21 protein-coding genes and 1 pseudogene are annotated in these 25,470 nt (G+C 48.9%); 11 read left to right on the forward strand and 11 right to left on the reverse strand.

What is annotated here, in order from left to right; genetic code table 11:
- Positions 1-119 precede the first annotated feature (119 nt).
- From clpP to SGI97_00220, 4 genes are all read left to right on the forward strand, one after another.
- Positions 120-782, forward strand: coding sequence for an ATP-dependent Clp endopeptidase proteolytic subunit ClpP (gene clpP, locus SGI97_00205; GenBank protein ID MDZ4722324.1), 663 nt, complete (start codon positions 120-122; stop codon positions 780-782).
- A gap of 126 nt (positions 783-908) precedes the next feature.
- On the forward strand, positions 909-2,189 hold the full coding sequence (gene clpX / locus SGI97_00210) for an ATP-dependent Clp protease ATP-binding subunit ClpX (protein MDZ4722325.1): 1,281 nt from the start codon (positions 909-911) through the stop codon (positions 2,187-2,189).
- 230 nt (positions 2,190-2,419) lie between these two features.
- Positions 2,420-4,438: an APC family permease gene (locus SGI97_00215; GenBank protein ID MDZ4722326.1), complete on the forward strand. Its 2,019-nt coding sequence runs from the start codon at positions 2,420-2,422 to the stop codon at positions 4,436-4,438.
- A gap of 47 nt (positions 4,439-4,485) precedes the next feature.
- Positions 4,486-4,620, forward strand: coding sequence for a hypothetical protein (locus SGI97_00220; GenBank protein MDZ4722327.1), 135 nt, complete (start codon positions 4,486-4,488; stop codon positions 4,618-4,620).
- Positions 4,621-4,675: 55 nt separating this feature from the next.
- Here the strand turns inward: SGI97_00220 and SGI97_00225 are convergent, their stop codons facing one another.
- Together SGI97_00225 and SGI97_00230 are read right to left on the reverse strand one after the other, a co-directional pair.
- Positions 4,676-5,575: a sulfite exporter TauE/SafE family protein gene (locus tag SGI97_00225; GenBank protein ID MDZ4722328.1), complete on the reverse strand. Its 900-nt coding sequence runs from the start codon at positions 5,573-5,575 to the stop codon at positions 4,676-4,678.
- Positions 5,576-5,599: 24 nt separating this feature from the next.
- Positions 5,600-6,241 carry a hypothetical protein gene (locus SGI97_00230; GenBank protein MDZ4722329.1) on the reverse strand — a complete coding sequence of 214 codons (642 nt, stop codon included), beginning with the start codon at positions 6,239-6,241 and terminating at the stop codon, positions 5,600-5,602.
- Positions 6,242-6,425: 184 nt separating this feature from the next.
- Here SGI97_00230 and SGI97_00235 point away from each other — a divergent pair, with 184 nt between their 5' ends.
- The gene (locus SGI97_00235) at positions 6,426-6,764 is read left to right on the forward strand and encodes an STAS domain-containing protein (protein ID MDZ4722330.1); all 339 of its coding nucleotides are present in this window, start codon (positions 6,426-6,428) and stop codon (positions 6,762-6,764) included.
- 360 nt (positions 6,765-7,124) lie between these two features.
- Positions 7,125-7,349 carry a restriction endonuclease gene (locus SGI97_00240; GenBank protein ID MDZ4722331.1) on the forward strand — a complete coding sequence of 75 codons (225 nt, stop codon included), beginning with the start codon at positions 7,125-7,127 and terminating at the stop codon, positions 7,347-7,349.
- 247 nt (positions 7,350-7,596) lie between these two features.
- On the opposite strand, the gene SGI97_00245 is transcribed toward SGI97_00240, so the two are convergent.
- The 4 genes from SGI97_00245 to SGI97_00260 form a co-directional block, all read right to left on the reverse strand.
- Complete coding sequence (locus SGI97_00245; GenBank protein MDZ4722332.1) at positions 7,597-7,923, reverse strand: EutN/CcmL family microcompartment protein; 327 nt, start codon at positions 7,921-7,923, stop codon at positions 7,597-7,599.
- Positions 7,924-7,926: 3 nt separating this feature from the next.
- On the reverse strand, positions 7,927-8,598 hold the full coding sequence (locus tag SGI97_00250; protein MDZ4722333.1) for a BMC domain-containing protein: 672 nt from the start codon (positions 8,596-8,598) through the stop codon (positions 7,927-7,929).
- Between the two features lie 438 nt (positions 8,599-9,036).
- Positions 9,037-11,301, reverse strand: a complete 2,265-nt coding sequence (locus tag SGI97_00255; GenBank protein MDZ4722334.1) for a sigma 54-interacting transcriptional regulator — start codon at positions 11,299-11,301, stop codon at positions 9,037-9,039.
- Complete coding sequence (locus SGI97_00260; protein ID MDZ4722335.1) at positions 11,301-11,699, reverse strand: hypothetical protein; 399 nt, start codon at positions 11,697-11,699, stop codon at positions 11,301-11,303. Before SGI97_00260 ends, SGI97_00255 begins: the two co-directional genes overlap by 1 nt.
- Positions 11,700-11,942: 243 nt before the next feature.
- Here SGI97_00260 and SGI97_00265 point away from each other — a divergent pair, with 243 nt between their 5' ends.
- Positions 11,943-13,349, forward strand: coding sequence for an O-antigen ligase family protein (locus SGI97_00265; GenBank protein ID MDZ4722336.1), 1,407 nt, complete (start codon positions 11,943-11,945; stop codon positions 13,347-13,349).
- Positions 13,330-14,184, forward strand: a complete 855-nt coding sequence (locus tag SGI97_00270; GenBank protein MDZ4722337.1) for a Fe-S cluster assembly protein HesB — start codon at positions 13,330-13,332, stop codon at positions 14,182-14,184. Before SGI97_00265 ends, SGI97_00270 begins: the two co-directional genes overlap by 20 nt.
- 1,187 nt (positions 14,185-15,371) lie before the next feature.
- Here SGI97_00270 and SGI97_00275 read toward each other — a convergent pair.
- From SGI97_00275 to SGI97_00285, 3 genes and pseudogenes are all read right to left on the reverse strand, one after another.
- Positions 15,372-17,522, reverse strand: a complete 2,151-nt coding sequence (locus SGI97_00275) for a hypothetical protein (protein ID MDZ4722338.1) — start codon at positions 17,520-17,522, stop codon at positions 15,372-15,374.
- A pseudogene (selD, locus tag SGI97_00280) lies at positions 17,497-18,513 on the reverse strand (selenide, water dikinase SelD). The gene SGI97_00275 and the pseudogene selD overlap by 26 nt, the downstream one beginning before the upstream one ends.
- Before the next feature lie 15 nt (positions 18,514-18,528).
- The gene (locus SGI97_00285) at positions 18,529-18,690 is read right to left on the reverse strand and encodes a hypothetical protein (protein ID MDZ4722339.1); all 162 of its coding nucleotides are present in this window, start codon (positions 18,688-18,690) and stop codon (positions 18,529-18,531) included.
- 620 nt (positions 18,691-19,310) lie between these two features.
- Here SGI97_00285 and pruA point away from each other — a divergent pair.
- On the forward strand, positions 19,311-20,930 hold the full coding sequence (gene pruA / locus SGI97_00290) for an L-glutamate gamma-semialdehyde dehydrogenase (protein ID MDZ4722340.1): 1,620 nt from the start codon (positions 19,311-19,313) through the stop codon (positions 20,928-20,930).
- Positions 20,931-21,056: 126 nt separating this feature from the next.
- Here the strand turns inward: pruA and SGI97_00295 are convergent, their stop codons facing one another.
- Positions 21,057-21,638 (reverse strand): hypothetical protein, encoded by a 582-nt coding sequence (locus SGI97_00295; protein MDZ4722341.1) that lies wholly within the window; start codon positions 21,636-21,638, stop codon positions 21,057-21,059.
- Positions 21,639-22,130: 492 nt separating this feature from the next.
- On the opposite strand from SGI97_00295, the gene SGI97_00300 reads away from it, so the two are divergent.
- Entirely contained in the window at positions 22,131-22,349 is a 219-nt protein-coding gene (locus SGI97_00300; protein MDZ4722342.1) for a hypothetical protein, read from the forward strand.
- 148 nt (positions 22,350-22,497) lie between these two features.
- On the opposite strand, the gene SGI97_00305 is transcribed toward SGI97_00300, so the two are convergent.
- Positions 22,498-23,922, reverse strand: coding sequence for an aminotransferase class V-fold PLP-dependent enzyme (locus SGI97_00305; protein ID MDZ4722343.1), 1,425 nt, complete (start codon positions 23,920-23,922; stop codon positions 22,498-22,500).
- A gap of 777 nt (positions 23,923-24,699) precedes the next feature.
- On the opposite strand from SGI97_00305, the gene SGI97_00310 reads away from it, so the two are divergent.
- Positions 24,700-25,470, forward strand: a 771-nt coding sequence (locus tag SGI97_00310) for a VCBS repeat-containing protein (protein MDZ4722344.1), incomplete at its 3' end; no start/stop codon positions are given.

Here is a 25,470-nt window from a genome sequence, read left to right on the forward strand (position 1 = left end):
ATCGATCCGGAAAGACAAAAGGATTGCGTGAATCGATGCGCGAAGAGAAAACATTGGATTTTCTTGTAAACTCTGCGGCAAAAATTCCGGTTAAGAAGTAATGTAGTGAGTTTTGTGATATGGCGGTTTTTTCGCCGAAAGAGAAGGATTTGATGAAAGACAATTTCGCAATTGCACATTTAGTGCCTATGGTGGTTGAGCAGACCGGACGCGGCGAGCGCGCCTATGATATTTTTTCCCGATTGCTCAAAGATAGAATTATTTTCATAGGGACGCAGATCGATGACTCTATCGCCAATCTGGTTATCGCCCAGCTTTTGTTTCTTGAAGCCGAGGATCCGGACAAGGATATCTTTATCTATATCAATTCGCCGGGTGGTTCGGTGACTGCCGGCATGGCGATTTATGATACTATGCAGTTCATAAAGCCCGAAGTGGCAACGACCTGCATGGGGATGGCGGCCTCAATGGGGGCATTTCTTCTTGCTGCCGGGGCACCGGGCAAACGCGCCGCGCTTCCTAATAGCCGCATGATGATCCACCAGCCGCTTGCCGGCACACAGGGGCAGGTTTCGGACATTGTGATTATGACCGAAGAGTTTTTACGCACAAAAAGACGCCTCAATGAACTGCTCGTTAAACATACTGGCCAGCCAATTGAGCGAATTGAAAAAGACACAGACCGCAATTATTTTATGAGCGCCGAAGATTCGCGGAAATACGGGCTCATCGATAAAGTCTACGAATTCGAACGGCAGGAAAAAAAAATTCCAGTCGCTTAGTCCCTTTGTCTTTACTATAATAAGTAATGGATAGTGGGAATTACCAGTATATGACTTTCTATATCATTTGTCCGGAGCTCACCGTATCATAGGGTAGAAAACCTGAAAAAAGGTGAAAACAGAGATATGACAAACGAAACAAATAACCCGCGTCAACCCCAGCGTTGCTCTTTCTGCGGAAAAGCGTACGGCCAAGTGAAACGTCTTTTCTCCGGACATGAGTCATATATCTGCAATGAGTGTGTCGTCCTGTGTGCTGATCTTTTGCAGAATCAGCCCGAAGAGAGCCCGACTGACGAACTTCAAAATCTCGCCCGGCCGGCCGAAATTAAAAGCTTTCTCGATAGCTATGTTATTGGTCAGGAAGAAGCCAAGCGTACTGTTTCGGTTGCGGTTTATAACCACTATAAGAGAATAAATCACCAGATTAAATTGCGCGGCAAGGGACGCTTGGGAGCCACCGGCGAACAAGTTGAGCTTGAAAAATCAAACATCCTGCTCTTAGGGCCAACTGGCACGGGCAAAACTCTCATCGCTCGCTCACTTGCGAAATTTTTGAAAGTCCCCTTCACTATCGCCGATGCGACGGTGCTTACCGAAGCCGGTTATGTCGGCGAAGATGTGGAAAATATTCTCGTGCGCCTGTTTCAGGCATCGAATTTCAACGCCCAAAAAACCGAGCGAGGAATTATCTACATCGATGAAATCGACAAAATATCGCGCAAAGACGGCAATCCATCAATCACCCGCGATGTCTCGGGCGAAGGCGTGCAGCAGGGTTTGTTGAAAATTCTCGAAGGCACTATTGCCAATATCCCGCCTAAAGGGGGACGCAAACATCCCGAGCAAGCGTTTGTGCATATCGACACCACCAATATACTTTTTATCTGCGGCGGGGCATTTGACGGATTAGAAAAAGTTATCGCGCGTCGTCTCGGTAGCAAAGTTGTAGGATTCGGAGTGGACAAGAAAAATGTGACTTCAACCGATCCGACAATTTTAGATCATATCACTCCGTCTGATCTCATTGAGTTCGGTCTTATTCCTGAACTTGTAGGACGCCTTCCGGTTACTGCCGCGCTCAGACCGCTCGATGCCGGGGCCTTACTGAGCATTTTGACCGAGCCTAAAAATGCGCTCACCAAACAATACGCCCAGTTGCTCGAAATGGAAGGTGTGAAGCTCACCTTTGAACCGGCCGCATTGCATGCCGCAGTCAAAATTGCTACTGAGAGAAAAACCGGCGCAAGAGCTTTGCGCTCAATTTTTGAAAAGGCAATGCTTGGTGTGATGTTTGAAATACCATCAAATCCCGATATAGCCGAAGTTGTTGTCACCGAAGAAACGGTAACAAAAGGCGCCCAGCCGAAGCTCGTCATGCGCGGTGAAAAGAAAAAAGCCGGTTGACATCGGTTTCGCCGCGATATATCCTCTCCGCCAATGTACGCACCAAACTATAAAACAAGTCTCAATCGAGACTTTTGCGGCTGTTTGTTTCCTTTGGTCTTTTCGGGCCGACTCAAGAAAATTCTTTGCGCGAGTTGACTCCAACTCATGTGCTTTTTTACTTCCATGTTATTGTCCCCTCGTGTATGTACTATAACTAATATGATGAAAACGAGCGGCTGAAAGAGGGTATGGCAAAACCACAGCAGGATGACCAGCAGGAACTTTCTTTTTTAAAGAGAGTCAAAAATATCTTCATCGGAAGATCCCGCAATATTCAGGATAAAAAGTTGTTCCACAGCATGTCGCTTACAGCTTTTCTTGCCTGGATAGCTCTTGGATCCGACGGCCTTTCATCGTCAAGCTACGGGCCATCGGAAGCCTTCCTCGCTCTCGGTGAACATGTCTACCTTGCAATCTTCGTTGCGATTGCCAGCGGAATCACTATTCTGATTATTAGCGCGAGTTATTCGCAAATTATCGAAGCCTTTCCTACCGGAGGAGGCGGCTATCTTGTCGCGACAAAAATGATTTCCCCCAGTGTCGGAATGATTGCCGGGTGCGCTCTTATAGTCGATTATATTCTCACCATAACTATATCGGTCGCCAGCGGCACCGATGCCTTTTTTAGTCTTTTGCCCATTGATTGGCAGTCAATCAAGCTGCAGTCTGCGGCGGTTGGCGTACTTGGTCTGACTATTCTGAATCTTCGCGGATTGAGGGAATCAGTAATACCCCTTATTCCGATCTTTATCGTTTTCGTTCTGACCCATGCCTTTGTGATTATCTATGCTTTTGCCACCCATGCCAGCGAACTGCCGACTATAGTGAGCGAGACAATGACCGATGTCTCTCGTTTGCATGCCGAGGTCGGCCTGCTGGGCATTCTCTTTCTTTTCATGAGGGCATTTTCACTTGGAGCGGGTACATACACTGGGATCGAGGCGGTCAGCAATGGTGTCGGAGATCTCCGCGAGCCGCGTGTGGCAACGGCAAAAAAGGCTATGGTCCTCATTGCCGCTTCGCTGGCCATCACGGTTGTCGGATTGGTTGTGGCATACCTGTTGTACCATGTACAAATAGAAGAAGGGAAAACTCTCAACGCTGTGCTCTTCGAACGAATGAGCGCCCTCTGGGGAGAAACCTGGTCACGGCCGTTTGTCATTACGGCCTTGGTTTCTGAGGCCGCGCTCCTCTTGGTTGCGGCAGAAACAGGAATGATCGGCGGCCCTCGCGTGTTGTCAAGTATGGCGCTTGATAAATGGTTCCCGGCCCGGTTCTCTGCGCTCAATGACCGATTTGTAACCCAGAACGGTGTCCTCTTCATGGGCGGCACAGCCCTTATCATGCTTCTTGTCACAGGCGGATCTGTGAGTCATCTGGTGGTGCTCTACTCCATAAACGTGTTTGTCACATTTGTTCTTTCCCAGCTTGGCATGGTACGCCATTGGTGGATGTGCCGAAAGACAGTCTCTGACTGGAAAAAGAGAATCAGTATCAATGGCGCGGGACTTACAATATGTTTCGCTATTTTGGTCTCAGTTATATTTATTAAGTTTCGCGAAGGAGCCTGGCTGACTTTTGTCGTGACCGGATCACTTATTGTAGTCGCGCTTTTAATAAAACGTCATTACCGTAAAACCGCCGTGTTGCTCAAACGTCTCGACGCTTTGGTTGAGACCGTTCAAAACGAAGTCGCGCAAAAAATAAAGTCTGATAATATCCACTCAATTTCAAATCCTCCGTATGATCCGACCGGCAAAACGGCAATCATGGCGGTCAGCGGATTTAACGGATTGGGTCTGCACACATTGCTCAATATCCCCCGTACCTTCGGCGGGACCTTCAAAAATTTTGTGTTTATTCATATCGGTGTCGTCGATGCCGGCAATTTCAAAGGGACAGCCGAAATAGAGAATCTGAAAGAACACACCGGCCAGGAACTTGAACCCTATGTCCGATACATGCGGCTTCGCGGATCACATGCTATTGGAGTCGAAGCAATCGGCAATGATATTGTCGGGGCGATAATGGAAGCCGCGCCAAAATTATTTCAGAAGTATCCAAATGCTGTATTTTTTGGCGGACAGATTGTTTTTCCGAAGGAAACATTTATTACACGATGGCTGCATAATTATTTTGTATTTACGCTTCAGCGCAAATTCTACAACCGCGCCTGGCCGTTCGTTATAATGCCGATACGGGTGTGATTAGAACACAGATGAGACAACATTTTTAATCGAAGGAATTGGTACAAATGGGACGAATAGTTTTTTTCGCGATTATTTTCGGAGCCGGATTTTTTCTCGGTTATTTTGTCGGCAAGTCATCGCACGCAGTCCCTCCGCAGCTGCCGCCCGGCGATGAGAATAAGCGTTGGCCGACAGTTTAGGGCATCCATCACGCTCATTGACCAGCGGTGTATCTGAATATACGATGTAGCTAATTTACGATAGAAAACCAATAATGTATGACACCGCGATGCCGAGAAGGGCAACTATAACAAGTCCTGTGATTGCAAGGGCCGAGACGTAGCGCTGGAGTCGGGCGCCGACATACGTCCCCATCGCTCCGCCAATTCCCAATAAAATCCCGAGAAGCCAATCGGGTCTGATTGGCTCTGTGGCATTGTCATTTACGGCATCAAGATATAAATAAAACAGAACACCCGCTATCGACGTCATGAAATTTCCAAGCAATGCCGCGCCAGCAACAGTATGGATCGGGAGACCGAATACTCCCACCAAAAATGGCACAATAATCGCCGCTCCGCCGATGCCGTAGGTTCCCCCGATAATGCCGACTACGAATGACACACCAATAATTTTCCACGTCTTTACTGAATAGCTTCTCCCATTGAATTCATATTCTATAGATGTCAAATTAAACTGCTTGTTTACAACATGAAAAGCAATGCCTTCGCTTTTTGGCGCAGATGGGCGGCTCATTGTTTTATAGAGATCGTAACTCATTCGAATACCCAAAAAGAGAAGGACAATGCCTACAAAAAGTTTAAATAATTCCGGATCGGGTAGGAGTGTTGTGCGGATAATCGCCCCAAGAAAAACACCCGGAAGCGTGCCGATAATTATTGTCCATGAAAGTGACCAGACCATCCGGCGTTCGTGATGAAAGCGCCACACCCCGCTCGGAGTCGAAATCACGTTGTACAATAAATTAGTCGGAGTCACACCCGGTCCGGAAAATCCAAGAAAGCTGACTTGAAACGGCAGAAGTATGAACGCCCCTGAAAGCCCGCCCATCGATGTCAAGGTCGAGATGAGAAAGGCGACAGCCACCGGAAGCCACCAATAGGTCTCAACGCCGCTTATGGGAAAGTGTAACATGCCTGGCAATTCGCCCATATGGGTTTATGGAAGAGTCAGCTTGTAAAGCGGTCTGGATTCTGAGAGACGCTGAGCTACTTTGAAACCGAGCCGTTTGAAAATTATTTCACCGCCCGTAAATGAAAATGCCGCCGGAAGTTTTTCACCGTCTTTGGTAAGCGACACAGGATAAGCTTCTATGATGCGCCCTCTGCGGCTTTTGATGGCCGTCACTGCGGCACTGGCAAGCATCTGGCTGACACCGCGATTGCGAAATCCGCTGGCCAAATAAAAACAGTTTATCGACCAGACTGGCTCGACAGCTTTCTGTTCGGCGGAATTATCGGAACTCCTGTATGCCTTAACGGTCTCGGTTCGCGGAAAATCTGCGCGCATACCAAACGAGCACCAGCCGACAGGAGTTTTGCCGTCGAAAGCAAGTATGCCAAGCGCTTTGCCGTCGTTCACCAGTTTCTGGAACACCATCCGGTTCGGTTCGCCTTGAACGGCCAGCCATGTTTTGCCGCCTTGGGGAGTTCTCCAGTGCATGCACCAGCATCCGCCGCATGCTCCTTTGGTTCCAAAGAGCGATTCAATATTCGACCAGTCCGATTTTTTAATTTCACGAACTGTAATTGTCTCTGTTAACTTCTGTATAGTCATCTTTATAATAGTAAAAGCTGTCACTGGACTCTGCAACTGTTACTTTGTTGCCCATAAGCCCGACGATGAAAAAAGCTTGCTCTTTTCGGGCGCACGGCCTATTTTGGTGGCTGTCTCTGGACGAATGTCAGGAATAGAATTTCCGGCCTTGAGAGCCGGACAGACATGATTTGGAAAAGAAACCGATCGATAGCAAGGGTGTAATACAATGCGATTTAACGACTCTCTCGAAAATGATGTGGTGATTCTTGATGTTTCCGGAAAAATCATGGGCGGCGATGAGACAGCCCAGTTTCATGGAAAGATCCACGATTACATTGGCAAAAAGAAGATGAATTTCATCGTCGATCTGGCCGGTGTGGAATGGATGAACTCGGTCGGACTCGGCATGCTCATTTCGGCGCTGACGACCGTCAAAAACTCCGGTGGACGACTGGTACTTGCCAATATTACTAAGATTGAATCTATCCTGGCTATCACGCGGTTGATTACGGTGTTTGAACACTACGACAGCCGCAAAGAGGCGCTGGAATCGTTTAAGAAATAACGCAGATCTCAAGTTTTGATATATAAAAAAGACCGCATTGCGGTCTTTTTTTTGTTTGAGGAGATACTGTAAAACTCCCCTGTTAATGAAAAATGATTGTTAAGTCCTTGTCTAATTGTTCGGTTAGTGAAATATTATTTGACGGCACTTTTATTGATATGAACGCACCGGAATTCGAGCTCGACGATCCACGCCAAAAAGCCCGTTATGGGGGGCTGATTGCCTGCGACGAACGGCGCCCCCACGACGTTTTGGACGGCAAGTCACTCACAGCCTTCAGCAAACAGCAAACCACCGAAAACTCTACTTTCGAATTGTCTACTTGACAGGGAGGCTTACGGTGACCTAAAACCATGGGTAGTGAAGCAATTGCGTGACTCAATGGAACCTGGTCAAAATGGAATTATTGTTACCACCAATCGAATCGAGGAAAATGCGCGTAAAGAAGCAAAATCAGACGTGGAAAAGCCTGTTGATTTCATAGATGTCTCAGATTTCGCACAATTGGTGTTTGATAAACTCTCTGAGCTGAATGACCAAGAAATGTGGTCACTTGGCTTAAGGCGCTTGATTTCCGGCCGTTAGCGATAGGAAAGAATGATATATAATCGACTATTATCTAAATCCAACTGTATGTCGTCAAACGCTATTAGACATCTTCCCTTCCCGAAAAGCCCCATCGCAAGTAGTGTGGTGCCTGAATAAAGAGAAGATAGACCCCAGCTTCCGCTGGGGTGACATTACAATCTGTCGTTGCAAGGGCGGACTTAAGAGCCTCGTGCACCAGCGCTTGTACTGCTCTGCACCCGACGGAATTACAACGAGATGAATACTACGCGAGACGTTTTTTGTACGAAATCTTTTCGGGATCAAGATCGCCGTGATAGTGCTCAGGGATAACTTCATAGGCATCGATTATACCGGTCACTGCGGCTTCGATTGACATGTTTTCATTTCCCACCGCAAGCCGAGCGGCGCGCCCGTAGGCAACCATGACCAGTTCCCCTTCGCCTGCGCCAAGCACATCGGCGGCGACGACGGTGTCGGTATTAGGAGCTTTTTTCAAGTTAAGCGGTTGGATGATGAGAAATTTTATACCGCGAGTATTTTCCGTTTTCTGGGTCGCCCAGAGCGATCCGACAACTCTACCAATAAACATAAATCACTTTAACTCGCGGATCTGTTTGATGGCTTCGATAAGCTCCTGCTTGTTCGCCATTGAAATCTGTCGACCTTGTATTGGTAAATCGGAAAGTGAGCGGGCGAATTGTCTGAGTTGCGAAACAGGGAGAGACTCCAAATGCGCAAGAGTCACTGTCTCGCCAATGTTTTTCTGTGTCACAAAGCTCTTTTCGGCGCTCACCGCTACCGCGCCGCGAGAATCACCTGCGGCATGAACCTTTTCTTTCGACACACGCGAAGTATCTCTGTTGGCCGAAACCGAGGGTTTTTTTGGCGCAGGTTTTGTTTGAGGGTCATTGTAGGCTCTGTTGCCCGAATCAAGATTGTCATAGGTGAAGCGCGGGCGTTTTTCCTGTTTGTGGTAATTGGAGACATACCGTATAGGCGGTGTGATTGCGGCAAGTTCATCATCGGGGCGGGGAATAACATGGGCTGCAATTACCTCGCCGACTTTGGCGGCGGCGCGTGCTCCCGCCTCAACTGCAGCCTGCACTGCTCCCAATTCCCCTTCGATTTTGATAGTCACTAATGCGGCATCGGTAAGCTCGGCCGCAGAGATAACAACCGCGGCGGCTTTGGCGGCCGCATCGCATGCTTCGATTGCGGCGATCAGCCCTTTTGTTTCGATGAGACCTAATGCATATGACGACATAAGTATGTAACAATAGTACAACTCAATGCAAAAACAAATTAATTCTCATAAGAAAGGGTGATTTGGGAGCAGTTAATTTTAACCGCCCGCACTCCCCTCGAATGCGGGCGGCCATACACCAGAGAAAAGAGGACCTGCGCTAACAACTGCGCACAGGAGTAAAAATGACAAAACAATATAAAGCAACGTGTGTGCCACATGCTCCACATTCTCGTATCGCTGTGTTATGTCTATGCGTATCAAAAGCTTAGTTCAAACTTTCAACTGAGGCTCGAAATTGTGTCATCAATCAGGTCGTATATTAATACGAAATAGATTCCAATAAAAAAATGGTAAGCATATATTTTACATACACTTACCATTACCAAGAAGAACTACGAAAAAATCGTATTGTTAAACGAACATTAGCAGATTTTCATCTCTGCTGACCGCTATAAGCTAATTGAGCATGCCTCCTGTCGTCTCAAGGCCGTAACGTTTGAGTTTGGTTCGCACCGTGGCCTCGTGGACGCCGAGTAACCGCGCAGCTTCGCTCTTGTTGCCATGCGCCGCAAGTAACGCCTCAACAATGAGTTTCCGCTCAAATTCCTCGACTCGGTCAAAGAGACTGTCCGATTGTGTGACAGGAATTGAGCCTTCGAATACCGACCGGCTGACTTCGGCCAAATCTCCTTCAGCCACAAGTAGGGACATGACTTCAAGCCGCTTTATCTTGTTTTGAAGTTCACGGATATTCCCCGGCCAGTCGTAAGCAAGGAACCGTCGTACCAAATCAGTCGGGAGTGACTCACCTGCTTTGAGCAGGCCGCGCTCCTGCATAATATGCTGGAGCAGGAGCGGAATGTCTTCTTTCCGTTCGCGCAAGGGCGGGATATGGAATGCAATACCGCTCAGACGATAGTACAGGTCGCGCCGGAACCTTCCCTGCTCCACCAGAGTTTCGAGAGGCTGGTTTGTGGCTGCCACTATGATAATATCCAGCGAAACCTCTTTTGTCGATCCGAGTGGCATGACTTTTTTGCGTTCGAGAACGCCCAAAAGTTTGGCTTGAAGTGACAGGGGCATGTCTCCGATCTCATCTAAAAAGAGGATGCCGCCATTGGCCGCAACAAAAAGGCCTTGCTTGTTGCCATCTGCTCCGGTAAATGCTCCTTTGGAATATCCAAAGAGCTCGGATTCAAGCAGAGTTTCCGGAATCGACGCGCAGTTGATCGCCACAAATGGCATTGTCGGCCTGACCATCGAGTGGTAATAACGGGCCATGCGGTCTTTGCCTACCCCCGTTTCGCCAGTCAGCAAAATCGGCAAATCGGGTCGGGTAATCATCGGCAATTGTTTCTTGAATCGAATTATCTCGGGGTTCAAGCTCAAATAATCCAGATCGGATGTAACCGGCTTTGCATCTGGCGCAGGTCGCTGGCTTGATGAAACCACCGGGCCAGTTTCACGCAAGGAGATCAGTTGTCCGACTTCCTCGAGTTTCAAAGTCATTCTCGCACGGGCGTAGAACTCCTCGGCGCGGAAGAGATAGATGAGGCGCTGACGGTTATCAAAAAGTCCTGATTTGCCTGCTACGACAAGTGCGTCGGCTTTTTCAAAGAGTACTCCTGACTGGTCGAGGAGGTCGATTGATTCCTGAAGCGCTTTGCGGCCTTCGTCGTGCCGATTTTCTGATTCCGCGACACGCGCTTTGAGTTTGAGCAAAGCTCCTTTTTCAGTTTTGTCATCTGCGCGATCCATGATGACAACGGCTTTGGTGATAAAGCGCTGAGCCATTCGGAAGTTTTCAGCGCGGACATACATTTCCGCGATATGCCGCATGGCGCGTCCAGCGAGGGTTGAGTCCGGAGCGATCTGATCGGCTTCGGCAAGGGCACTGTGCAAAATCACAAGAGCTTCATCATTTTTGCCCATGCGATAGTGTAATTCGCCAAGATAGGTTTTATAGATGACTTCATCCCGGCGGCTGTTGGATGCGATGATGCCGGGATAGGCCGATGCCAGAGCCTCTTCTGCCTTGACGTGTTCTCCTTGTTGCATATAGAGATAGCCCAGCGAAAGATAGGCTTTGGCAACTTCGAGCATGTCTGCAAGTTCGCTTGACAGTTCGATGTTGGTCTTCAAATACTGCTCGGCTTGAGCGACATCACCGGTAAAGGTATAGATACGGCCGATGTTGCCCATCATGAAGGCGAGCTTCTTTTTGTCGTCAAGCTGGCGCGCGATTCCGACGGCATCAAGCAATGTCCCAAGAGCATTGGAATAATCGCTTTGGCGGAAATAGAGGTTAGCAAGCTGATTGAGGGCGCGGCTTTGGCCCTCAAGCGCGTCGTTGCGACGGAAAATGGATTCGGCATCGCGATAGGCTTTCCGGGCCTCGGACATGTGTGTCATATCACGAAGGATATTTCCCAGCACAAGAAAGACCTCAGCGAGTGCGATGCTGTCGCCTTCTTTTGAGGCATGGATTTGCGCCACACGAATGGTTTTGAGTGCAACGCTCAGATTACCCGATGCCAGATTGGCCATCGCGGCCAGACGCAGGAATTTCCCCGCGTTTACTCCGCCCGTTTCCTCGATTTCAGCACGGTTGGCCGCGACAAAATCAAGCGCTAAAGCAAAATTCCGCGCATCTATAAGCGACTGAAGGTAGTCGACTATCGATTGGCCGAATGGTATGCCCTTGTCCTTATGTTTTTCCATTACTGTGCCGCCTTCCGGCTTGGAAGAGCTATATCAAAGGTGACACTGTTGGATTTCTTTGAGCGCTTTCCTTGGGCCTGCTCGAAGCGATGATTTCGTTCGCTGACAACAAACCAGCGTGAAAAAACACGATAAATAAATCGTTCGATAGGGTTGCTAAACGTATTTGCGGCTTCCATTGTGGGAGCCTTTTCGCCAGTCGTAATAGACGTATAAGTGTTTCTTGTTCCCGAGCCGTCACTTAATCCATCGCCGCCCCAGGGATGGTCGTCCCCTTCAGATCCGCCGGTAATGACATCCGGTCCAGGTGTATAGGGACGGTTTCTGGCAGAAAGATCTCCGCCGAGTGAAAAGATGAGTATCAGCGCGACAGCTAATACGGTGACTGAGTTTTTCATAGGACTCTCCTTGGTTTAGAGTATTACAAAAATGGATGTTTTTATCATATCTATATTTTTGGCGGAAGTTTACAAAGAGGTGAGGGGATAGGTTCAGGTTACCTATCTGTATATAAAATAAAGATTTAGCTGAGTTTGTCAAGAGAATTCTGAGAGTGTGGGTCAGCGAAGCGCAGGCTGTGGCCGTTGCCTTGATGCTCCCAACATGTTACCTTTGCTTTGTATGAAGAAGCAATTTACCCTGTGAATAAGACACACGCCGCATTGCCGGCCATTGGCTCGCCGATCGCACAGAGCATCCTGATATTTCTGATACTTGCCGCTCCCGCGCTGGGAGCGCTTTATATCGGCAAGTCGATGCTGAGTCTTGTCTATATCGGGGGGCTGGCCGCGCTCGTTTTGCTCAATCTGCCGAGGGTGTGTCTCTTGCTCTATCTTCTGACCCTGGGCTTCTATTTCCCTGTTCACATGACCGGATTCGCTATTCATATGTATGACGTTGCGGCCCTGTTGCTTTTTGGTGCGGTTTTGATGGATTCGCTTTTGCGGACAAAAACTAAATTTGAACGCACGCCATTCGATTACCCATTGGTCTTCTTTATTGGCGCGGCGGCCATTTCGCTGGTTTTTGCCCACAACAGACAGCTTGGCCTTGTGCCTCTTGTGCGGCTTGTTTTGATTTATATCATGTTCCGGGTTGTGTTTAGAATTGCCCTTGAGATAAATATCAGGAAAATTTTACTGTACTATATTGGACTGGTCACTGCGCTGTCGCTCTTTAACTGTTTTATCTTTATCAGTTCTGGCGGAAAACTTCGCGTGTTTGGGCCATCGGGGTTAGGGTATGAATACCTTGCCATGACCGCCCTGCCGATGGCGATGGCATTCATGATCTGGGCTGAATCCCGTTCAAAGCAGTTTTTTTTCGGTCTATGCTGTGTCACAATGCTTGGTGGGATATTCGCCACCCAGTCACGCGCCCCTTTGCTAACTGTGATACTGGCCATACTCGCTCTTTTTATTTTCAGTCAACTCAAAGCAACTCGTGAACAGAGCCCCCATATCGGTAAAAGTTTTCGAAAGGTTATATTCATTGGATTGGTCGCGAGCATACTGATATTTGTCTTCAGTAATACAATTTTTGTTGGTTTTCTGGTGAGGATGGGAAATTTCTTCGAGTCGGCATCTGAGCCGCAAGGAACAATCGCGCTGAGGATAATTCTATGGACTGCAGCCATTAAGGGATTTTTAACAGCGCCATTTTTTGGTATCGGGCTTGGCAATTTTCATCTCATAGAAGAAGTCGTGCCCGGGGTAAAAGCCGAACCGCTCTGGTATTACGTCCGCCAGATGTCGGCGCACAATGTTCTTTTGCATTATATGGTCGAATGCGGGATGCTTGGCGGGATCGCGCTTCTGGCAATCGTCTACAGCGCCTTCAAAACGAGTTACGGTAATTTCAAAGCAAAGCTCTCCCCTGCGGCCACCCAGGTCAATGCCGCGCTTTTTATCGCGATGTTCGTCTTTTGCATCACCGTTTTTTATACCCGAGCCTGGACATGGGAACAGGGCGCTCATATACTTTCGCTGATATTTGGTATGAGTGCGGCCCTGAAAGTTCGCATCGACAATGGCCTTGAACTTGACTAAGCAGGATTACGACAGCGCATCCCTTACATCGAATCAGATACGAACATTCCGCAAAAAGATTCTCTCGTTCTATGCTTTACACGGGCGCAAACTGCCGTGGCGCAAGACAACTGACCCGTACCGGATTGCCATCGCCGAGATAATGCTGCAGCAGACTCAGGTTGAGCGAGTTATTCCCAAATATCAGGCATGGATTTCGAGGTGGCCCAATTGGAAATCGCTGGCGAGAGCTAATACGCGAGAGCTGCTGCATGAGTGGTCGGGACTAGGATACAATCGACGCGCGCTCTACCTTGGACGCATGGCGCGCTACATTGTTGACATGTGCGATGGTGTCTTGCCGTCTTCGCCGGTAGAATTGCAGGCATTGCCGGGAATAGGGCTGTACACATCGCGGGCGATACTTATTTTCGCTTTCAACAAACCGATTGCGACAATTGATACAAATATCCGACGAGTGCTCATTCACGAGCTAAAGCTTCCTCCGGCTATATCGGCGAAGGAGCTTGAGGAAATCGCACTGACGGTTTTGCCTAAAAAGAGATCGCGCGACTGGCATAACGCCCTCATGGATTACAGCCGGCTTGTGTTGCCGCGACGGATCGCAAATATTCCGCCTCGATCGGTTCAGTCGAAATTCCATGGCTCACTTCGCCAGATAAGAGGCGAGATAATCAGACAACTCACCCGCAAAAAATCAGTACGGGTCAAAACCATCTCTGAAGTGTTGAGTCGTGACGAAGTCGAAGTCCTGAAAGCCGCCGGAGCCCTCCAAGCAGAAGGAACGGTTGTGCTGAGAGGGAAGAGGATAGTGTTAGTGTTAGTGTTAGTGTGAGGGTGGGTTTCGAATTTGGTCGCAGGTAGGGCAACCACGTTAGCCGCTCCTCGCACCGACTCAAACGATGGTGTCAGGCGCCCTTGCCCGACATGCCATTCGTAATGTCACTCCAGCGAAAGCTAGGGGGTCCATCTTCTCTTTGTTCGGGTAGCACACCCCTGACATTTATCCGGACGGTGTGATCTTTATCTCGGCGAATATCGGACGTCAGGATCACAAGGATCGCTGACCTACTTATATATCGGAGAAGATAAATTCTCCGCCTGGCTGAATGGAATGACATAGAATAACGAATCGCTGAAACAGCGGTCCGCCTCGGTGGAATCGCTACGGGACTAAGTGAAGATGAACTGAGATTCCCGCGCCTGCCCGCCGTGGAGGGTCGTTCCTAAGAAGTTACTCCTCGCAACGACTCATCAAAGGTAAGCTGATGCAGAAGGCTCTCAAGTCCGCCGCGGTGGAACGTACACCAGCCACAGTTTTCTAAAATGTGGGGAAAGCCGATATCGCTATTGGCATTATATCATTAAAACCATACCGCCAAAATCGAATAAACAAATCAGGAGCGTAGAATCGGCAGGACGAAAGTAAGGTTTACATAGCAGGCTGAGACCCAAACTTACCGAGACGCAGAAATACAGGAGCGAGAAACAGCCTCGGCAAGTGGCGCTCTTACAAGCACCAACAATGTCTCTCTAAAGCTAATGCAATGAGGTCCAAGTTAGGTCCGACACGCGATGTAGCACGAGAACCTTCGTGATTGGCTTCTGTGATCCGATGACCATCGATTATAACAGTTGTGGAGGCAACGGGTTGTTCCTGTTCGTTGACTGTAGCCAAAACCCCCCGGTCACGAATGTAGTCGATAACAAAGTTGCGAGTCATCAGTTGTTTCGGGTCAGTTTTTGAATAAATGAGATTTACTTCCATGAACCCCCTTCTCCACTATAAAGACGTGTCGTTTGAAGACCAAGTAATCGATATTAGGTCTAATGCTATAGATGTTCTACGTCTCGGGGGCGAAAACAGTTTCTTAGAATTCGGTTTTTTGTGCCGAAAGGTTGATTTTCCCAAATAAATTGATTGACTGAAAATAGTTGCAGGGGTTGGTTAATCCGGTCGTGCGTCTGAAGAGTGTCGGGCATCCGCCGCGGCGGACTGACATCACATTAAGCGGTAATTGCCTATTTGGAGAGCTCGCGGATATTCTGGTTGTAGAGGTCTCGGGCATATTCCGATTTGAGTGGATTTAATGTGACTGCCGTGGAAAACAGGTTATTCGCCTGAGAAATGAGCCGAGTGTCGTTTTTGGTCAATCCAAGCCGTTGAATAAAATGGCCAGCTTCGAGCTGAACACTAAAATCAGTTGGATACCGGCCAGCCAGTGACACGAAAACATCATAAGCCTCCTGCAGTCTATTCCCTCTGCGAAGCAATTCAGCCATAAGCAATCCCCCGGATTTTGTCATGAGAAGACCCGGTGACGACTGGAAAACCAACTCCGCGCTGGCGAGATTGTGCTGATCGAGGTATGTTTTTGCGATTTCGAATGGAGACTCACGATATTTCATCGCCTGCGGATTGCCGAAAAGCTTGCTTACATTATAAATCTGGACACTGTTGTCCTGAATCCAGAATGATGTTATCGGCTGAATACCTTCAAGCCTCGGAAAGAGTTCTGCGGCCTGGGCGATATTTGATTTTTCTATTGCAAGATGGGTAATCGGGAATTGTGTGAAAAGGCTGTCATAGTCGACTGTCTGGCCGAAAAAGTAAATGACCGCTTTGTGTCCGGTTTCGAGTGTCAGTGTGGTCGCATAGGGGCCGCACACCACGGCTCCTTCGCTCAGAATCTCACCCAGATCGGCATTGGCCTCGACAATATTCCGGCTCTGCGCAAACGGATAGGCAAATATCAGAACGACCAGATTGACCACAATCGACAAAACGACTATTGAAATGGCAACCGCCACATTTCCTCGACTGCCTCGTTTCTCGTTTGTGTAAAAAGGCTTTTTCGCGGACTTGTTCGCCGTGGCGGATTTCTTTGCGGTTTGCGGCTTTTTCATCTTGGAGACAATAAAAGTTATCAGCGCTGTCGGCAGTAACGATACCCATATCAGCGTCCCCATACTCAAATTGGGTATAGCAAGCAACAAGGCGTTGATCGGGCTGTTGATAATAAAGAGCCAGACGAGAAATCCAAAGCCGAAGACGGCTGACTTATTTGACAGAAATGCGGGGCGTTTCTCTGTTGCGATTGTTTTCTCCAGCGCGGTAAAACAGAGAATAATTATCGCCGGCACAAAAAAGAGGCTGTAGCGGTGCGGGGAATATGTCAGCGGCGCGAGCGCGATAGTAGCGATGATTATCCAGAACAATGAAAAGCGACTCGCGCGTGGAAGCTGGCGAAGCTGGTCTGTCGATATTTCGCTCCAGAGAAAGAGCGCTCCGAGGCCAAAGACGGTCATGATCAGCAGATCAGGATTGGTTACATACATTTTGTTTCTGAATCCGAACGCCATCAGATGCTCCACGAATGCCTTGGGCGAAGTCAGCCCTTCGGGAAATCCCTGCACTCGCTCAGTTTGAGCCGATGCGAAATAAGACAGGGCATCCAAATGGCCGCCGTAGAATAGCCAACCAAAAATCAGTCCGGTGGCGACAAAGCCAAGAGTGGCGAAGATGGCATCTTTCGTTCGGGTCGGACTGTCCGACAGTAAAACTGACACGAGGAGCGCCGGAAACATGAGAGCGCCAAGCAGTTTACCATGGAGCGCGGCAATGGCAATCACGGCCGCCGATGCCACAATACCCCAGCGTCTTTCACCCCATTTGGAATACGCAAGAAAGGCCAAAGCCGAAAGAAACAGGAGTCCATTCTCAAGATACGGAAGCCTGCCGTAGGTAAACAATGCGGCATTGACACAGTAGCATATTGTGAAAGCGGCAATGGTCCATCCGCTAAAATCTCTGGTCAGCCCTAAAATAAAAAGCAGAAGTGCGCCGAGTGAAAGCAAAACTCCCACCCGTTTCGATTCGACGAGAGAAACATCTGTCAGCGACATCCATAGATAAGACGCACCCGAAACAAGGGATTGTTGAAAGAGCGCCCAACGCGTATCGCCGAGAGGATTTGGATTGTCGAAAAGGATACTGTTTCGGGCATGGTAGGTGTACATGTATGGATCGGTCGACAGCGATTGTCCGGGACCGGAAAAGAAGAGCGGCGGATCACGATCGAGTTTAGATTGCCAAAAAAAGAGCGCGCCCGCAAAAATGACTGCAATGAGAAGAAACGGCAGTAATTTAGAGTGCCCCAATATCCGAGCCATCGCCACTCTCGACTATAATCAGACTTGCCTGCTGCGTTTCTCGCCTTTCGATTCGCCCAACAACTTTGTCCGGCAAATTATTTTTCTTCAAAGCATCGCGGAAACTTTTTGCCCGGTCGGCAGGGATGGCAATCAACAACCCTCCCGATGTCTGCGGGTCGTAGAGTATCTCCTGCATTGTCTGCTCAAGACTTGACGCGAGGCTTACCTTTTCCTGTAGGAACTCACGATTATCATTTGAGCCGCCGGTCAACACGCCTTCACTGGCGAGGCGAAGCGCATCGGGCAAAATCGGGAGCGCTCCTGCAAATATTCGTATAGTATGACCTGAGCCGTTTGCCATTTCACAGGCATGTCCCAAAAGTCCGAATCCGGTAATATCTGTTGAGGCTGTCGCTTTGTGCTCTATCATGAGTTCAGATGCTGTCTTATTCAATGCGGCCATCTGTGTGATGACAAGAGCGGTGAGTTCATCGCTCACAAGATTTCGTTTGATACCGGTCGAGATTATTCCTGTCCCAAGCGCCTTGGTCAGAAAGAGCAGATCGCCGATCTGTGCGCCGGCATTCGTAATTATCCGTTTGGGGTCAATAAGGCCAGTGACCGAAACTCCGTATTTGAGTTCTTTATCTTTAATAGAATGTCCGCCGACAAGCACGGCTCCCGATTCGGCAATTTTTTCGCTGCCTCCGCGAAGAACCTCGGTCAGCACCCAGCTTGGCAATGTAGAAACAGGAAAGCCGACAATATTAAGCGCAGTTATAGGCCGACCGCCCATAGCGTAAATATCCGACAGGGCATTCGCGGCGGCAATTTGCCCGAACTGGTACGGATCATCCACAATCGGCGGAAAAAAATCGACCGTCTGCACGAGCGCCTGATTTTCGCTTATGCGAAAAACCCCGGCATCATCGGCTGTATTATAGCCGACAAGCAGGTCAGGGTGAACCGTTTGCGGAAGCTCGCTCAAGGCATCGGCCAAAAACTTTGGCCCAAGTTTACTGGCTCAGCCAGCGCAGGTAACTTCGGCTGTCAGCTTTATAGTTGTTTCGCGTCGTTTATCATTCACAGCTACATAGTACGAACGGAAAGGAATCTTCGCAACTGGGGTGATGAAATGCCAGACAGGCTTTTCCGGTATACTTTGAGCGATACTTTGTGATGTCATCTACTGAGATATTAATTATCTTGTACCACACCGCTTGCGGTGTGACTATATGATATTTCCTCGTTCCGTCGGGTCTTGCCTATCCCTGAGTCCGCCAAGGCGGACGAAGGGATAGGTGCTAAGGTTCCGAAGTCCGTCGCGGCGGATTGCACGAAGATTAACACTGGGTATCGGCCTTCGCTGGTATGACATTAGCTATGAGTCGTTGCGAGGAGTGACTTCTTAGGAACAACGAAGCAATCTCAGTTCATCTTTTTTGTGTTGGGCGAGGGATAGCATCCCCAGCTTGGGGCGCCCGATACCACAGCACATAGCCCCATTAATGTCATTCCGGTCCGCCATCGGCGGGTAATCCATGGTAAATTGTCGTGCAGGCCACCTGTGGCCTGCACGACATATAAGATCACACCGCAAGCAGTGTGGTACATGTCAAAGAAAAGCAACAGATACAGATAGAATAAAAGGACACACCTCAGCCCCGGCCGCTTCTGCTCTTGAAAAGTGCAAAACTTCTCCGTATTATCTTGGTCACAGAGCCGCAACCAGATTGTTTGGATGAATTTCCAAAGGCGGTTTACATTGTAAAGCATGATTTTGTACATATATAAGCGGAGGAATTAATGGGCATTTATCGCGTCCCGCCACCACACAACGAACCTATCCGAAATTACGCCCCCGGATCGCCTGAGCGCAAAGCAATCGAAACCGCATTGGCAGAACTCAAATCACAAACCATCGATATCCCCATGATCATCAATGGCAAAGAAATTCGTTCTGGCAAGAAAACACCAATCAAGTCGCCGCATAATATCGCACTCACGCTTGGACACTACTATCTCGGCGGTGAAAGTGAAATAAACTCAGCCATCGAGACTGCTTTGGCCGCTCAAAATGATTGGGCCGATATGCCTTGGGAACACCGTGCGGCGATTTTTCTTAAAGCGGCAGAATTGCTTGCAGGGAAGTATCGCTATGTTATGAATGCCGCAACTATGCTTGCTCATTCAAAGAATATCTTCCAGGCTGAAATTGACGCGGTGTGCGAGCTGGTCGATTTCTGGCGGTTCAACGCTTTTTATATGCAAGAGATTTATCAGATTCAGCCCGCCAACGCGCCCGGTATTTGGGATAGGCTTGATCACCGTCCGCTCGAAGGATTTATTTTTGCTGTCTCGCCGTTTAACTTTGTGTCGATAAACGGCAATCTTCCGACGGCGCCCGCGATGCTCGGAAATGTCGTCTTGTGGAAACCGGCCAACACCGCGATTTATACATCGTATTTTATTATGAATATTCTCCGCGAAGCGGGACTTCCTGACGGTGTCATCAATATGGTTTTCGCGCCCGGCGCACTGACAGGAAATATAGCTCTCAAACACAAATCGCTTGCCGGTGTGCACTTTACCGGCTCGACCGCAACATTTCAAACTATGTGGAAGTCTATCGGTGAGAACATCGCCAACTATCGCGCCTACCCTCGCGTTGTCGGCGAGACTGGCGGCAAAGATTTCATTGTCGCACACCCATCAGCCAGTGTTCCTGCGCTCTCAACCGGCATTCTCCGTGGGGCCTTTGAATACCAAGGTCAAAAATGCTCGGCGGCTTCGCGGGCATATATCCCACAATCCCTCTGGCCGGAACTGAAGCCTCTACTGTTAAATCAAGTCAAACAACTGCGAATGGGGGATCCAGAAGATTTCGGTAATTTTGTGAATGCCGTTATCGACGAAAACGCCTTCAACGCCATCGCTGCATATATCGATTACGCCAAAAACTCCAAAGAGGCAGAGATTCTCGCCGGCGGCACGTATGATAAGAGCAAAGGGTATTTTATCTCGCCGACAGTAGTTGTCACAACCAATCCAGTTTTCAAACTCATAAAAGAGGAAATCTTCGGGCCGGTCATGACCATCTATGTCTATGATGACAAAAAATTCGAGGAGACGCTCGAACTGGTGGATACCGCATCGCCGTACGCTCTCACCGGAGCGATCTTCTCGACCGACCGCGCCGCGATAACCTTTGCCGAGCGAAAACTTCGCCATGCCGCAGGAAACTTTTATATTAACGACAAACCGACCGGCGCCGTTGTCGGGCAACAGCCGTTTGGCGGTGGACGGGCATCGGGGACAAATGATAAAGCGGGCGGCATACAAAATATGCTCCGGTGGACATCGCCGCGCGCGATAAAAGAGAATTTCTCACCTCCGACGGATTATAGGTATCCGTTTATGGGGTAGGGGGGACTGGAGTCAGCAAACATTTGATCATCTAACAACCCAACAAAAAAACAGCGGGGCGCTTATTTTCACAAACACCCCGCCATGTATAGACATCTGCGCCATGCAGTTGTTATCGTGCGTTACTTATCTGTTTCTGCTCTGATCCAACACACCCCGGTCTGTTTCTGAATGTTCACGGCCACCGAACATAAGTCCGAACATGACTTTAACCTCAGGCAAATCGCCAAGACCGATACGGGTTTCAATGTCGTAATAATTCTGGACGCCCATCGGAAATTTCAACCCGGCAGTGAGCGAAAAGCCAACCTCGGTCTTGTTATCGCCGCCTTGAGGTGAAACAAAGGCCAGACTTGGTCCGGCCCCAAGAAATATAATTGCTTGTGATCCGGGCGGAGAAAATAGCCTCACCCGCAAATCCGGATTTAGCGCCACTACTGTCGCATTGTCGCCGAAGCCTAAGTCAAGACTTGGCGCAAAATAGGCATACTCGAAAATCTGGCCAATTTCTGCAGATGGCCCAAAGACAAATTGGTCAGGACCAACGCCAAATCCAACACGAACGCCGTAACTCTGCTCAAGCGGACTGACGTAGTACGGATCCGCTTGATACACAGTTGTCTGTGAACTTACCGAAGCGGCTGATGCCGCTAAAAATAAGCCAAGACACAGATTTAGCCCCTTCTTTCCAATCAACATTTTAATCATAAGATAGCTCCTTTTCTAAAGCGATGTGAACCCCGCAGGGTTATACACGCCAGTCTTCGGAGCTATCGAAGATATGCGATGGTATCATTGAACTTTTCTAGCAGTTTCTTACGAACAGAAAAGCATTGCTGAAATCTTCATTCTTTAGGTTGAAAGTAGACGCACTGCAACCGCCTGAAAGATTGAGCCGCATGCCATGCGCTTAGTTAAATAGGACTAAATCGAAAATACTATTTACAATTCCGCTACACTTTGTGAAAAGTTACATGCTCAGAACCGCTGTGGATGGTACTGTATTTGCTGCTATAGTGCAACTGGTTGCAATGACAAGCGGTGAAAAGCTATCCTTTGAGTCTCAAAACTAAGAGCGAGCAGACAATCGCTCCTCTAACTAAAGGGAATGAATTAAAATTCGTTGTGCTCTGGGGCATGTAGAAGAAGAAAGCGGTACGGTGTTTGCTCTCTGTCGCAGGGACTTTACAAGGAGGATTTATGGCATTAGTACGAATTAACCGAAACAACTCATTTTATGAGATGTACCACATTGCCGATGCAGAGATCGAGCGAGAAAGCGACCGGCTTTCTTTGACTGGATTGGGAGTGCAAGATCATGGCAGCGAAGAGCCGAACGCCAATTCTTTCACTATTACAATGCCAATGTTTTTTATTCTTCCCGAAGAGCAAGACAACTATATCGGTCATGTTGCCTGATGAATGCATTAGCATGTTTTCCTGAAAGCCGATCAAGGCACTGAGAAGCTGATACGACGTCTCAATATTAGCTTCTATTCGAAGACTTTCAAGCCCGCAGGAGCACACCTTGCGGGCTTTTTCTTGCTTTGCGAAGATTATAGTACGGCTAAAATGAAAAGTAGTCCTGGAATTTCAGCTCAAAGTCTCTCGGTGTGTATTCACCGCTTTCGATATCCAGAACATAATCTTTGTGATACGAGCCAGATGCAATCTTGGCAATCTGCTCAAGGAAAACATCTATTTCATCGGTAGTATTGTACAGGCCAAATGACATTCGGATTGCGCCGGGAATATCCGACCGGTCACGGGCCAGAATGTCTTTTTCGACTTCATCAGCCCGTTCATCCGAGCACTTCAACAAGGATTTGACATACAAGTGAGCGCAAAAACAGCCTGACCGGACACCGATCCCACTTTCATAGCTCAGTATGGCAGCGGCGAGCGAATGTGGGATTTTGGAGATGTTCATAGATATCACTCCGAGCCGGTTTGCCGAGTTTGACGGGTCAGTATCCCCGAAGAGAAGAACCCCATGGATTTTTTTAAGTCGGGTCAGGGCGTATTTGGTCAGTTCGGCTTCATGCCTGATAATGGTCTCCCAGCCTATCTCTTGAAAAAGCTTGATTGCTTTGCCGAGCGCGACCACGCCGATAATATCCGGAGTGCCAGCCTCTTCTTTGTCCGGCAAGTCCGCCCAATAGGCCTCTTCCATCGTCACAATATCAACAACGCCTCCGCCGACATTCTCCGGCTCGCCCAATTCGAACGTCTTTTTGTCACTCACCAACACGCCGACACCGAACGGGGCATACATCTTGTGGGCAGAAAAAACCAGATAGTCTATCATATGAACCGGGTCGGCCGGTTTCATATCTATCGGCCGGTGCGGAACAAGCTGTGCGCCATCTATTAAAATCTTCGCGCCGACTTTGTGCGTTTCGGCGGCAAAAAAATCAAGGTCGTTGATATAGCCGGTTACATTTGAAGCGCCGGTTATCGCCACAAGCTTCACCCGGCTTCCAAACTGTTTTAGTTTTTCCTTGAAATCCTCATGCGAAATCGTTCCGTTGTCATTGACGCCGATATGATGAACCTGCCCTACCCGCCGCCAGGGCAGTTCATTGGAATGATGCTCCATGAGTGTTGTGAGTATAATATCATCTTTATTGAGAATAATCCGGTGGGCCAATTTGTTGATGGCTTCGGTGGCATTTTTGGTGAAGAGAACAACCTGCGTCGACAAATCCGCCCCGACAAATTTGGCGACAAGGTCGCGCGACTCCTCGAATGCCCAGCTTGAAAGCTGGGATTTGAATCCGGTGCCTCGGTGGACATTGGAGTACCATTTGAGAAACTCCTGCACGGCATTCGCTATAGGTTGAAAGGTCGGAGTCGAAGCCGCATTATCGAAATTGATATATCGTTTGGGGCCATTGAGCGTCGGGACCTGGGTGGAGCCTCCAAGAAGAAGGTCAGGCAGGTCGGCGATGGTGATTGCGCTCTTTGTCGCGGGCATAGTTACAGGACACATAGTTTATTCTCCCATAGAAATTATACAGCGTGAGTATACAAAAATTGAGTTGATTTGAAAAGGGGGGATTGATGAATTAAGCCGCCTGAGATAGTAGCCTGCCTGTCGTCGCGAGGAGCGGCTTCCCCAGACGCGACGCGGCAATGACCAAAGGGAATGGTGCGACCGAAGGGAGTGGTGGAACCGTAACCATCTCAGTTCTTTTCGCTCCGGTGCGCGACCGGGACGTCCCGCACGAATATCAACACTGGTTACTCCGCCTCGGCGGACCGGTATGACATTAATAAGTGGGTCGTTGCGAGGAGTCTCGCGGCAATGACCAAAGGGAATGGTGCGACCGAAGGGAGTGGTGGAACCGTAACCATCTCAGTTCATCTACGTCTTGTCATTCCCGCGAACGCGGGAATCCAGGGTAAATAGACGTGCAGGCCATCTTCGGACTGCACCACATATTAGAACCCACCGCAAGCAGTGTGGTCCAAGAATTCGGCGCCCGATGCCACAGAACAAATAAGGGCAGGCACGGGGACCTGCCCCTACAAATACAGACCGACTCTATCAATGCCGCACATCCGATATTTCGTCGACATTCCTTCGATATTCCGTAGGGGCAACCCCCTGTGCTTGCCCGCCATCGGAGGGGGTGCCCGACACCACAGAGACAATTCCCGCTATAAATATCCCTTCTTGACATATTTGGAAAATCTATTATCATTTACACACTGTAAACGTAGCACACAGACCAAAAACTTAAAGATGGATTGGGGAAATAGCCTCATGAAGTATAGCTCACTGCTGACATACTGTCTGCTCACATACTGTCTGCTCACATACTGTTTGCTGTGCGGGGTGGCCTATTCCAACGCTTTTGCTTTTGAACCACTCTTTGACGCCCGCATAGATTATCAAGTGGAGGACTATCCCCATTCGGTTACATCCGCCGACTTTGACGGTGACGGGAAACCTGATCTGGCGGTCGCGAATGCAGTTTCCAACAGTGTCTCGATCCTGAAGAACAACGGCAACGGGACCTTTGCGTCAGCGGTGAATTACGGGGTGGGGAACACTCCCTGGTCAGTTACATCCGCCGACTTTGACGGGGACGGGAAACCTGATCTGGCGACCGCGAATGTAAATTCCAACACTGTCTCGATCCTGAAAAACAACGGCAACGGGACCTTTGCGTCAGCGGTGAGTTACGGGGTGGGGTTTAATCCTAGGTCAGTTACATTCGCCGACTTTGACGGGTACGGGAAACCTGATCTGGCGGTCGCGAATCACTATTCCAACAATGTCTCGATTTTGAAAAACAACGGCAACGGGACCTTTGCGTCAGCGGTGAATTACGGGGTGGGGCTTAATCCTTTTTCAGTTACATCCGCCGACTTTGACGGGGACGGGAAACCTGATCTGGCGGTCGCGAATTTCTCTTCCTACAATGTCTCGATCCTGAAAAACAACGGCAACGGGACCTTTGCGTCAGCGGTGAATTACGGGGTGGGGGATAGTCCTATTTCAGTTCCTTCCGCCGACTTTGACGGGGACGGG

The sequence above is a fragment of the Candidatus Zixiibacteriota bacterium genome, assembly GCA_034439475.1.
Lineage (GTDB): Bacteria > Zixibacteria > MSB-5A5 > GN15 > FEB-12 > JAWXAN01.

Bases quoted from the DNA above. Each gene is read 5' to 3' on its own strand.
- clpP (MDZ4722324.1), top strand. From the start codon at position 120: ATGGCGGTTTTTTCGCCGAAAGAGAAGGATTTGATGAAAGACAATTTC.
- clpX (MDZ4722325.1), top strand. From the start codon at position 909: ATGACAAACGAAACAAATAACCCGCGTCAACCCCAGCGTTGCTCTTTC.
- SGI97_00215 (MDZ4722326.1), top strand. From the start codon at position 2,420: ATGGCAAAACCACAGCAGGATGACCAGCAGGAACTTTCTTTTTTAAAG.
- SGI97_00220 (MDZ4722327.1), top strand. From the start codon at position 4,486: ATGGGACGAATAGTTTTTTTCGCGATTATTTTCGGAGCCGGATTTTTT.
- SGI97_00225 (MDZ4722328.1), bottom strand. From the start codon at position 5,575: ATGTTACACTTTCCCATAAGCGGCGTTGAGACCTATTGGTGGCTTCCG.
- SGI97_00235 (MDZ4722330.1), top strand. From the start codon at position 6,426: ATGCGATTTAACGACTCTCTCGAAAATGATGTGGTGATTCTTGATGTT.
- SGI97_00245 (MDZ4722332.1), bottom strand. From the start codon at position 7,923: ATGTTTATTGGTAGAGTTGTCGGATCGCTCTGGGCGACCCAGAAAACG.
- SGI97_00250 (MDZ4722333.1), bottom strand. From the start codon at position 8,598: ATGTCGTCATATGCATTAGGTCTCATCGAAACAAAAGGGCTGATCGCC.
- SGI97_00255 (MDZ4722334.1), bottom strand. From the start codon at position 11,301: ATGGAAAAACATAAGGACAAGGGCATACCATTCGGCCAATCGATAGTC.
- SGI97_00260 (MDZ4722335.1), bottom strand. From the start codon at position 11,699: ATGAAAAACTCAGTCACCGTATTAGCTGTCGCGCTGATACTCATCTTT.
- SGI97_00270 (MDZ4722337.1), top strand. From the start codon at position 13,330: ATGGCCTTGAACTTGACTAAGCAGGATTACGACAGCGCATCCCTTACA.
- SGI97_00275 (MDZ4722338.1), bottom strand. From the start codon at position 17,522: ATGGCTCGGATATTGGGGCACTCTAAATTACTGCCGTTTCTTCTCATT.
- SGI97_00285 (MDZ4722339.1), bottom strand. From the start codon at position 18,690: ATGACATCACAAAGTATCGCTCAAAGTATACCGGAAAAGCCTGTCTGG.
- pruA (MDZ4722340.1), top strand. From the start codon at position 19,311: ATGGGCATTTATCGCGTCCCGCCACCACACAACGAACCTATCCGAAAT.
- SGI97_00295 (MDZ4722341.1), bottom strand. From the start codon at position 21,638: ATGATTAAAATGTTGATTGGAAAGAAGGGGCTAAATCTGTGTCTTGGC.
- SGI97_00300 (MDZ4722342.1), top strand. From the start codon at position 22,131: ATGGCATTAGTACGAATTAACCGAAACAACTCATTTTATGAGATGTAC.
- SGI97_00305 (MDZ4722343.1), bottom strand. From the start codon at position 23,922: ATGTGTCCTGTAACTATGCCCGCGACAAAGAGCGCAATCACCATCGCC.